The sequence below is a fragment of the Paraburkholderia ultramafica genome, assembly GCF_902859915.1.
Taxonomy (GTDB): domain Bacteria; phylum Pseudomonadota; class Gammaproteobacteria; order Burkholderiales; family Burkholderiaceae; genus Paraburkholderia; species Paraburkholderia ultramafica.
In genome coordinates this window covers 38,930-48,588 of the sequence record NZ_CADIKK010000045.1, presented here as the reverse complement: position 1 = coordinate 48,588, position 9,659 = coordinate 38,930, and the positions used below count along the sequence as shown (strand labels likewise).

The following is a 9,659-nucleotide window of genomic DNA, read 5'->3' as shown; positions in this document are numbered from 1 at the left end:
CACGCCTTGCCAGCCGCCTTCGGCGAACTGGCGGAAGGCTTCCCTGAAACCCGGCGTCGCGGTGACGACGCCATCTTTCCAGCTGCTCGGATTGCGATCGCCTTCGACGTTAAGCGGCGCCAGCACTTCGCCGCACAGTTTCGCCGACTCTTCGAGCACGGCCTGGGCCGTGTCCAGACCCGCATCTTCGAAGCCGGGCAGTTTTGCAATGTCGTCGATGCTGCCCAGTTCCTTGAGCACGAAGAGCATTTCTTTGACGGGGGCGATGTAACTCATGGTCGATTTCCAATCAAGCGGTCAATGGGTAACTGCCACGACGCCCGAAAAGGAAAAACGGCCAGGCGGTGACGATGCCGGCCCATACTACCGAGATATCACGTATGCGGGCTGTCCAATCCCGCCCACGTAGTGACAAATCCAGCCACCTCGAACACGTGGATGCAGGTGGGCCGCCACGCTGGCGGAACCTCACTGCGCGCCGGCGGACCGGCGATAGGTTCCGGGCGTGCTGCCCGTCCAGTGGCGGAAAGCGCGATGAAAAGCGCTGGGATCGTCGAATCCGATATCGCCGCCAATCGCAGCGATCGTATCCTGCGTATCGGTCAGCCGCTGGATGGCAATGTCGCGCCGCAGTTCGTCCTTGAGCAACTGAAATGTCGTCTCTTCGGACGCGAGGCGCCTGCACAGCGTGCGAACAGAGCAATGAAGGTTTTTGGCGGCCTGATCGATGTTAGGCAGATCGGGCAGCTCCGCGGCGAGATACTGCCGCACGCGATGGCTGACCAGTTGCTCGCTGAACGTCTCGAAGATCCACTCGCCGGGCGAACGGGCGAGAAACTTGTGCAGGTTGCGCTTGCTCTGGCGGATCGGCATATCCAGAAACGCCGCGCTGAAACGCATCCGCGTGACGTCACAGCCGAAACGCACCGGCCCCGAAAAGAAATATCGATGATCGAACGCATGCGGCGGACGCGCACACGCGAAATCGACCTGCAATAGCGGTATTTTCTGGCCGATCAACCACGAAGAGACGCCGTGCGCGAGCTTGAGCATCAGCTCCTGGCCAAGTGGTCCGATGTGACCGTAAGCGGGTTTCGGACAGAGTTGGACCTGGGCCACCAGCTCGCTGCGGCGCGATTCGAAACGAAAATCATCGAGGACGATATGGAAGAACTGGCCAAAACGGTGCAGCGCCGTTTCGAGGTTGCGCGCGTCCAGCAGGCTGAGACAGAGGAACTTCAACGTGCCGCTGCGAAACGGACGACTGAAGATGCCGGGCATCTCGTCGTCCAGCTCGATTGCAAGCGTGCGATACAGCGTGGAGAACTGTTCCTCGGTGACCCGTGCGCCCGGCTCGCTGCGCAGCTCAGGTGGGATGCCCGCCTGTTCGAGATAGCGGTGCATGACTTCAGGTTGCGCACCGGCGGCGGCCAGGAAGCCGTTGACCAGCGAAATTGGAACAGTTGCACTTGGCGCTTGCATTGAATGGATAGTCCGGGGAAAACCCGGATCTGAGTGAATCACACCGCCTCAGGCGTAAATGCGCTTCTGGTTGAAGATACCGCCGGCGTCCTGCTTCCTTCTGATAGACGAACAAGCTTACCCGTAACTGGCGGCGCGGAGATAACACTGCACCGTCCTCACATGCTCAACCAACGGCGGCACTGTGAAAAAGGCCCGGCGCGAATTCTAGCCGGCGCTGTGATCAGGTTTGAAATATGAAACCCGGCGGTGCCAACCTTCGATGACTGTCAGTTCAGTTCTTCTCTTCACGATCGAATCGGCAAGGTATCGCAGCCCATGGCAAGGCCTTCATAACGTTTTCCCTACTCGCATCTTTTGAAGCGTTCGTTGAAACGTCAACCACAACCATGCGCATAAGCATCGGGGTGGCTGAAAGCGAATGGATCCAGCGCTCCCCTCTGTCACAAATCCGCTACAGCTGTGGTCCTGACTCCGTCCGAAAACGGCGTGATTGCCCAATCAATTCAGCCCCAAACCCATACAGATCATTGCTGTCCGGGATTGCCGCCGGGATCCATCACGAGAAACCCTGCCCCCCGCCGTGAGGGGGACGCGTATCCAGTCTGGATACGTATGCTTTCGGACCTGACGCAACACGGCTGCCCCACCTTGACCGTGCTACTACTTTACACGTTAAACATTAGACAGGAGACCACATGAAGTTGAGAGTTACAGGAGTGGCTGCGTTGCTCGCATTCACAGGGGTTGCGCACGCGCAGTCGTCGGTCACGATTTACGGCTCGGTAGACTCCGGGCTGCTTTGGCAAAACACGTCGGCGGCGAACTTTCTGCCGAATGCCAAACTGAATCCCAACACGGGTCACGTCTTCCGCTTCAAGGACGGTGGCATCTATTCGAGCCTGTTCGGCATGAAGGGCACCGAGGACATCGGCGCCGGCTACAAGATCAACTTTCGCCTCCAGGGCTCGTTCGACAGCGGCACTGGCAAGTTCGCGCTGAGCGATACGCCGGGTACGCCGGCGATCTTCAACCAGATCGCGACAGTCGGTGCCTCCGGACCTTTCGGCAGACTCGACGCAGGGCGGCAGCTCGCACCGATGGCCTATGCCTTCGCTGACACCGACGTTCGCAACGCGCAGTTTTTCGGCAGTGTCCTGACCGCGTGGCTGACCATGAACACAGCCTCAGGCTGGCCCGGCACCAGCACGAACGGTCAGATCGGCGCCCTTTACGATAGCAACGCGCTGGTCTATAACTCGCCCACCTTCTATGGCGTCTCGGTCGCGCTCGAATACGCGCCCGGCGGCGTGCCTGGCCAGATCCAGGGCGGCACGCGCGAATCGGCGGTCCTGAAGTATTCGAACTACGGCCTGAATGCAGCCGCGGTCTATTACAACGGTCACGATGCCAACCCGTTCGGTCCTAAATTCCCGACCACGCCGGCTACCCCGGCGACCGGCCTGAACAATAACCGCTTCACCTACTTTGGCGCGAAGTACACATGGCGCGGCTTCTCGGTTTCCGGGTCGTTCGGCAACGGTCGTAATCCGGCGAACGAAAACGGTAACGCCGCTATTGGCGGCGCCTCGGGGGATTTCGACATGTGGACGGCCGGGTTGGGATATCGCTTCTCGCCAGCTTTCGGTGTCACCTCCGGTGTCTATTACGTGAAGGATGAGAAGCACTCGCAGAACCAGTCCACGGCCTACGTAATCGGTGCTGACTACTCGTTGTCCAAGGCAACCGTACTCTACGCTCAAGCTGGTTATGTATCGAACCGTGGCGCAATGAATCAAGAGCTTGTGTATGGACAGCCGACTGCGGTTGGGAAGAACACGGCCGCTGGCATGATTGGTATCCGTCACAACTTCTAAAGCGATTTTCCGACGTCCGGTTGGCAAGATTACAGAGCCTGAGAGATAAAAGCACCGGTCGATGATGAGGGTCGCTCGCTTATGCGCGGCGACCCTTCATGTTTTGGTGCCAACCGCATCCCGGCACATTCTTGACGCGCTACTTTGGATCTTTCAGACCGGTGAAAAATGGCACAGGCTCCCGGCTAGCTACGGACCTCCACAAACCTGCTATATGCGCTTCATCGCATGGAGAAAGTCGGGTGCAATGGCTCAGGTCATTGAACTTCTCGACGACGCCACCGACTAGTCGCCATCGGTTCGTGTCGAATAGGCACGCAGTGGCGCCGCCGCCGTTGTCCAACATGACTGCGTGGGCAGTGGCTGCGGCAGGCAGTGCAGGCGACGTGGATTGAAATTGAAAGTCCCGCAATGCGGCGATGCACTCAGGATTTGCTGCTGTTCAGAAAATCGCAGGGCTGGGCGCAACCGTGCAACGATGGCACCATACGGCTCGTTGCCACCGCGAATTGGCCAGCCGGATTCAGACCGCTAGTTGCGCCAGCCGGCTTTCGGCCGCATTGACCTCGACGGTAGACCGCCCGCAGCGAGACCGCGGGCGGCACCAGCTCATTACTGGCCGCCGAACGGCCTTTGCACCGTCAGCCTGTTGGTTACGGACGTCACTCCAGGCACGCCTTTCGCAATTTCCCCGACCGTAGCGATTTGTGACGCATCGGTCACGGTGCCATTCAGTGTCACTGCTCCATTTCTTGCGGTGACGCCGATGCTTCCTGCGCTGATCTCTCTGTGTTTTGAAATCGCGGCGTACACACTGCGCCGCAACGCGCGATTCGCCTTCCTGGCCGGCACGGGCGACGACGACGGTGCGGCAGCGCCAGTAACTGACGCTGCCGCGCCTGCGCCAGACGCGTTGCCACTCTGTGACCACGCGTTCGTGGACATCGCAACCACAATCGCGCCGACAAATAATCCGAGTCCTGCAATTTTCCTCATTGAATGCCTCCTCTTGTTGTCGATGGCAAAATCGCCTCCGATATTCGATACCGACTTCACGCACGGGAATGCCGGGCGCACCCGGCTGGATCTTCACGCTATCGATAACGACCGTGCGTCAGGCTGTCAGGTAGTAGTCACCATACTGCTCGCGGAGCTGGTTCTTGAGCACCTTGCCGGTGCCGCCCAATGGCACCGACTCCACGAAGACGATTGCATCGGGTTTCCACCATTTCGCCACGCGGCCGTCGAAGAATTCGAGCAGCGCTTGACTATCCACGTCGCTGCCGGGTTTCCTGACGACCAGCAGCAGTGGCCGCTCGTCCCATTTCGGATGCCGTGCGGCAATGCAAACTGCCATCGCTACTTGAGGATGGAGGCACGCCACGTTCTCGATGTCGATCGAACTGATCCATTCGCCGCCGGACTTGATCACGTCCTTGCTGCGGTCGGTGATGTGCATGAAGCCGTCGGGATCGATCTTCGCCACGTCGCCCGTCGGAAACCAGCCGTCCCGCAACGGCGACGCGCCTTCGCTGCCGAAATAGTTCATCGCGACCCAGTGGCCTCGCACCAGCAGGTCGCCAGCCGCGACGCCGTCCCACGGCATAGCCTCGCCGTCGGGACCGACGATTTTCATGTCGATGCCGAACAGCGCGCGACCTTGCTTCGACTGCACGGCGTAGCGATCTTGCCTGGGCAACGCTTCGTGATGCGCCTTGAAACTGCAAACCGTCCCGACCGGACTCAATTCCGTCATGCCCCATGCGTGCAACACGTCGACCCGGTACTGCTCCTGGAACTCGGTCGCCATCGCGGTAGAGCAGGCAGCGCCTCCGATCACCGTGCGCCGCATCGACGAAAACTCGCCGCGACGCTCGCCGACATGCGTGAGCAGCCCTTGCCACACGGTGGGCACACCGGCCGACAACGTCACCTGTTCGCCCTCGATCAGTTCATAGAGCGACTTGCCATCCAGCGCGGGACCGGGGAACACCAGCTTCGCGCCGACCATGCACGCGATATAGGGCAGACCCCATGCGTTCACATGAAACATCGGCACGACAGGAAGAATCGAGTCACGCGCCGAGCAGTTCAGCGAGTCGGGTAACGCGGCGGCGTAAGTGTGCAATACGGTCGAACGATGGCTGTACAGCACGCCCTTCGGATTACCCGTGGTGCCCGACGTGTAGCACAACGACGCGGCGCTGTTTTCGTCCAGCAACGGCCAGTCGAATTCGTCGTTGCTGCCCTTGATGAGGTCTTCGTAGCACATGAGCATGATGGGCACATTGTGCTTTGACGGCATGTGCGCGCGATCCGTCATTGCCACGAAGATCTTCGGGCTCTTCAGGAGCGGGGCGGCCGACTCGATCAGCGGTAGAAAGGTCAAATCGAAGAACACGACACGGTCTTCGGCATGATCGAAGATGTACGCCAGCTGATCGACGTGCAGTCGCGGGTTCAGCGTGTGCAGGACGGACCCCGAACCCGATGCCGCGAAGTACAGTTCCATATGCCGGTAGCCGTTCCATGCGAGCGTACCGACCCGCTCGCCAGGACCGATTCCCAGTGCCGCCAGCGCGTTCGCGAGGCGGCGGGCGCGTTGCGCAAGATCGCGGTAGGTATAGCGGTGGATGTCGCCTTCGACACGTCGCGACACGATTTCCTGTCCGCCATGATGCCGCTCGGCATGCGTGAGCAGCGAAGCAACCAGCAAGGGTTGCTGCATCATCAAACCTTCCATCTTCTATCCCCCTGAATTTTCCCGGCTGCATGCCAGACTATCGCATCGCTGCGGCGCCGGTTCATCGAGAACCACCTCCAACTCACCTTCAACGACCCGGATCGGAAAAGTCTTCAAGCGCAATCCGACTGATCCAGGCATGCAGCCAGTTGTGACATCGAAGCGCAGACCGTGTGCCGGACAACGCAACAACGTCCCCTCGAGCTGGCCATTCGCGAGCGAAGCTCCGTTGTGCGGACACGAGTTGTCGATGGCACTGAGCGTGCCGTCGATATTGAACAGTGCGATGCTGCGGCCGTCCACGAACACCAGCTTGCGCTGGCCGGGCACAAGCTCATCGATTGAGCCCGCTTGTATGCAGCGTGACATCCCTTAGTCCTTTTAGTCGCTTAATCCCTGAGGGAGTACATCATTGCGTGCAACATCGCCTCAGAAGATTGCGCACCCGAAAGTGCGAATCTATCGTTGAACGCGAAGTACGGAACGCCGTCCACCGCGTGTCGAGCCTCGGACGAGCGCCACTCGCCCGGGTGACTCCCACCTCGCTGCTCCAACAGATGCAGAACCAGCGCGTCGCGATCGAGACCGCATTCGGCGCCGATCTGCGCGAGCACTTCGGGATCGGAGATGTTCTTTCCATCCATGAAGTAGGCGGTAAACAGCCGCTCGACCACCGCGGCCTGCTGGGCAGCGGTGCCGTTTGCGCGCGACCAGGCGACGAGCCTGTGCGCATCGGCGGTATTGGGCATCAGCTCGATCCGATCGAACGCGAAGCGGATGCCGGCAGCGTCGCCCGCGCGTTGCACCTGGGCACGACGCGCGGCAACGGCCTCGGGGCTGCCAAGGCGTGCAACATAAAACGACTGATAGGGAATACCGCTGACAGGCGTATCGGGAAGAAGCTGTTGAGCTAGCCACGATACTCTGACGCGCACATGCGGCCGCAATGCGGCAAGCTGGCGTATCGCCGTCTCCAGATTGCGCTTGCCGATCAGACACCACGGGCAAATGAGATCGAAATAGACTTCGACCGTCAACCAGCGAGGTTCTCCAGCAGCAGCGGCAGCGCCCTGCTCCACGTCATGCAAGTTCACTGATCAACGTCTCCGCCTGCGGCCATGGGCCATATCCCGCTACCGGGTTCAGATGCCCGACTTCGCCAAGGTCGACGAGGCGGCTGCCCCAGTCGGCGGCCAGCTCCGCGACACGCTCGAACTGCGCGAGCGGATCGTTACGGCTGGCCCCGACAATGCTCGGGAATGGCAACGGTACACGCGGACAGGGCACCCAACCGTTCACGGTCAGTGCATCGAACGCGGGATAGCCGTCCGGAAGCGGCCGCTCGAGATCGGCGGGCGTCGCGAGCAGCGCGCCTTGAATCGGCCGCTTGTGCCGCTGCGCCCAGTGCACCGTGATCATGACGCCCGCGCTGTGTGCGACGAGAATCACGGGACCGGTGATCTTCGCGAGGGCCTGGTCCAGCGCGGCAACGCGAGCGGCGCAGCTGAGCTTGTCGTGTTCGAGCGGCGGCACCGATACCGCCTTGGGCAACTTCAGTTCAAGCAACGTCTGCCAGTGTTCCGCGACGTGGTCGCGCAGACCGGGCACGATCAGAACAGTCGGTGTCGTTTCGAGGGTCATCCCGTTCATCCAGTCAGATCAGTACGGCTTGTCGCCGATAATGCCCGCGCGCTCCATCTTGCGATGGCAAGGCGGATAGTCCATCACGGCGTAATGCTGCGTGCTGCGGTTATCCCAGATAGCAATGCTGTTCGGCGCCCAGCGCCAGCGCACCTGGTACTCCGGGATGTACGCCTGACTGACGAGATAGCGCAGCAGGTCCGACGCGCCGGGGTTGGCGTCCTGGCCGAAGCGCACCCGCGCCGGGGTGTGGTAATTCGTGAAGTGCGTGGTGAACGCATTGACGAACAGCACCTTCTCGTCCGTGTCGGGGTGTGTGCGCACGACGGGATGCTCCGCGTCGGGAAACTGCGCCCTGAGTGCGTGCCGCTTCTCGATCGGCATCGCCGCGCCGAAGCTGGCCTCGATGCTGTGGCGCGCGCGCAGGTCCGCAATCTGACTCTTCACGTGCTCGGGCAGCTTCTCGTACGCGAGAACCATGTTGGCCCACATCGTGTCGCCGCCGACCGGCGGGCATTGGACACATCGCAGCACGGCGCCGAATTGCGGCGCTTCGCGCCACGTGGCATCCGCGTGCCACGCGTTTTCGTAGCGGTCGTTCGGCTGGTCGGGCGTCTTGTAGATTCGCACGAGACCCGGATACTCCGGATCGCTGCCGGCGACCGGGTGATCCTCGAGTTCGCCAAAGCGTTGCGCAAAGGCTACGTGCTCGGATCGCGAAATGTCCTGATCGCGCAGGAACAGCACACGGTGCTTGAGCAGCGCGGAGCGGATTTCGGCGAACAGGCCGTCGTCCTCGATCGCGTCCGCGAGATTGACGCCGGTGATTTCAGCACCGATCGCGTAGGTAAGTTGTTCAATACGCATGGCATGCCTCTCAGATGACGAAGACAGACGAGCCCGTCGTCTTGCGGGCTTCGAGATCGCGATGCGCTTGTGCCGCATCCTCGAGCGCATAGCGCTGGTTGATCTCGATACGGATACGGCCCGCTGCGACGTGGCCGAAAATTTCACTGCCCAGCTCGGCCTTCTCCGCCGGGTCCGCAATGTAGTCGGCCAGCGCCGGACGCGTCAGGTACACCGAGCCCTTCATGGCCAGCAGTTGCGGATTGAATGGCGGGATCGGGCCGGACGCCGTGCCGACACAGACGACGAGGCCGCGGCGCTTCACGGAGTCGAGCGACGCCTCGAAGGTATCCTTGCCGACACTGTCGAGCACCACGTTCACGCCGACGCCATTGGTCAGTTCGCGAACGCGTTTGGCGACATCCTCACGCCCGTAGTAGACAACGTGATCGCAGCCGTGCGCCCGCGCCACCTCGCCCTTCGCCTCGTTCGAGACGGTGCCGATGACGGTCAGACCGAGCAGCTTCGCCCATTGCGACACAATCAATCCGACACCGCCGGCGGCCGCATGTAGCAGGATCGTGTCGCCTGCCTTGAAGTCGTACACGCGGCGCATCAGATAGGCCGAGGTCAGGCCGCGCATCGTCATGCCCGCGGCCGTCTCGCACGAGATGCCGTCCGGCAACTTGATGAGCGGCGCAGCCGGGATCAGGCGCTCGGTGCTATAGGCGCCGAGCGTGTTCACAAAGCCGGTGTACGTGACGCGGTCGCCGACGGCAACGTTGGTCACGTCGGGGCCGATGGCGTCAACCACGCCCGCGGCTTCGACGCCCATGCCGGCAGGCAGCGGCACCGGATACAGACCGCTGCGGAAGTAGGTGTCCGCGAAGTTCAGGCCGACCGCCTCGTGGCGCAAGCGGACCTGTCCAGGACCGGGCTCGCCGACTTCGACGTTCTCATAACGCAAGACCTCCGGACCGCCGGTTTCATGGAAGCGGACAGCTTTCGCCATGGTTCATTCTCCAGTTCGATTACTCAATGACTAAAAGGCTCGTCGGCGTCGGGAAAGG

The 9,659-nt window shown here is 61.3% G+C and carries 10 protein-coding genes and 1 pseudogene; 2 read left to right on the top strand and 9 right to left on the bottom strand.

The features are described 5' to 3' along the window. Both HV744_RS31990 and HV744_RS31985 read right to left on the bottom strand, forming a co-directional pair. Positions 1-276 (bottom strand): annotated as a pseudogene (locus HV744_RS31990) (acyl-CoA dehydrogenase N-terminal domain-containing protein); the annotation flags it as partial. Positions 277-468: 192 nt separating this feature from the next. Continuing rightward, the gene (locus HV744_RS31985) at positions 469-1,482 is read right to left on the bottom strand and encodes an AraC family transcriptional regulator (RefSeq protein WP_175153323.1); all 1,014 of its coding nucleotides are present in this window, start codon (positions 1,480-1,482) and stop codon (positions 469-471) included. A 698-nt stretch (positions 1,483-2,180) separates the two neighbouring features. Here HV744_RS31985 and HV744_RS31980 point away from each other — a divergent pair. Together HV744_RS31980 and HV744_RS38610 are read left to right on the top strand one after the other, a co-directional pair. Beyond that, a complete protein-coding gene (locus tag HV744_RS31980; RefSeq protein ID WP_175153322.1) occupies positions 2,181-3,359 on the top strand; it encodes a porin in 1,179 nt (392 codons plus the stop codon). A 61-nt stretch (positions 3,360-3,420) separates the two neighbouring features. Beyond that, entirely contained in the window at positions 3,421-3,648 is a 228-nt protein-coding gene (locus tag HV744_RS38610) for a transposase (protein WP_175153321.1), read from the top strand. Between the two features lie 323 nt (positions 3,649-3,971). On the opposite strand, the gene HV744_RS31970 is transcribed toward HV744_RS38610, so the two are convergent. The 7 genes from HV744_RS31970 to HV744_RS31940 form a co-directional block, all read right to left on the bottom strand. Further along, positions 3,972-4,355 (bottom strand): BON domain-containing protein, encoded by a 384-nt coding sequence (locus HV744_RS31970; protein ID WP_175153320.1) that lies wholly within the window; start codon positions 4,353-4,355, stop codon positions 3,972-3,974. A 118-nt stretch (positions 4,356-4,473) separates the two neighbouring features. After that, a complete protein-coding gene (locus HV744_RS31965; protein ID WP_175153319.1) occupies positions 4,474-6,102 on the bottom strand; it encodes a 3-(methylthio)propionyl-CoA ligase in 1,629 nt (542 codons plus the stop codon). A 3-nt stretch (positions 6,103-6,105) separates the two neighbouring features. Further along, positions 6,106-6,471 carry a Rieske (2Fe-2S) protein gene (locus tag HV744_RS31960; protein WP_175153318.1) on the bottom strand — a complete coding sequence of 122 codons (366 nt, stop codon included), beginning with the start codon at positions 6,469-6,471 and terminating at the stop codon, positions 6,106-6,108. Positions 6,472-6,491: 20 nt separating this feature from the next. Next, positions 6,492-7,196 (bottom strand): DsbA family oxidoreductase, encoded by a 705-nt coding sequence (locus HV744_RS31955; protein WP_246279294.1) that lies wholly within the window; start codon positions 7,194-7,196, stop codon positions 6,492-6,494. Continuing rightward, the gene (locus HV744_RS31950) at positions 7,183-7,743 is read right to left on the bottom strand and encodes an RBBP9/YdeN family alpha/beta hydrolase (protein ID WP_175153317.1); all 561 of its coding nucleotides are present in this window, start codon (positions 7,741-7,743) and stop codon (positions 7,183-7,185) included. Before HV744_RS31950 ends, HV744_RS31955 begins: the two co-directional genes overlap by 14 nt. 18 nt (positions 7,744-7,761) lie before the next feature. After that, positions 7,762-8,610, bottom strand: coding sequence for a TauD/TfdA dioxygenase family protein (locus HV744_RS31945; protein ID WP_175153316.1), 849 nt, complete (start codon positions 8,608-8,610; stop codon positions 7,762-7,764). Between the two features lie 10 nt (positions 8,611-8,620). Then, the gene (locus tag HV744_RS31940) at positions 8,621-9,601 is read right to left on the bottom strand and encodes a quinone oxidoreductase family protein (RefSeq protein WP_175153315.1); all 981 of its coding nucleotides are present in this window, start codon (positions 9,599-9,601) and stop codon (positions 8,621-8,623) included. Positions 9,602-9,659 lie beyond the last annotated feature (58 nt).

What these genes read in the sequence shown, in the direction of transcription:
- HV744_RS31985 (WP_175153323.1), bottom strand. Translation starts at nt 1,482, where the DNA reads ATGCAAGCGCCAAGTGCAACTGTTCCAATTTCGCTGGTCAACGGCTTC.
- HV744_RS31980 (WP_175153322.1), top strand. Translation starts at nt 2,181, where the DNA reads ATGAAGTTGAGAGTTACAGGAGTGGCTGCGTTGCTCGCATTCACAGGG.
- HV744_RS38610 (WP_175153321.1), top strand. Translation starts at nt 3,421, where the DNA reads ATGATGAGGGTCGCTCGCTTATGCGCGGCGACCCTTCATGTTTTGGTG.
- HV744_RS31970 (WP_175153320.1), bottom strand. Translation starts at nt 4,355, where the DNA reads ATGAGGAAAATTGCAGGACTCGGATTATTTGTCGGCGCGATTGTGGTT.
- HV744_RS31965 (WP_175153319.1), bottom strand. Translation starts at nt 6,102, where the DNA reads ATGGAAGGTTTGATGATGCAGCAACCCTTGCTGGTTGCTTCGCTGCTC.
- HV744_RS31960 (WP_175153318.1), bottom strand. Translation starts at nt 6,471, where the DNA reads ATGTCACGCTGCATACAAGCGGGCTCAATCGATGAGCTTGTGCCCGGC.
- HV744_RS31950 (WP_175153317.1), bottom strand. Translation starts at nt 7,743, where the DNA reads ATGACCCTCGAAACGACACCGACTGTTCTGATCGTGCCCGGTCTGCGC.
- HV744_RS31945 (WP_175153316.1), bottom strand. Translation starts at nt 8,610, where the DNA reads ATGCGTATTGAACAACTTACCTACGCGATCGGTGCTGAAATCACCGGC.
- HV744_RS31940 (WP_175153315.1), bottom strand. Translation starts at nt 9,601, where the DNA reads ATGGCGAAAGCTGTCCGCTTCCATGAAACCGGCGGTCCGGAGGTCTTG.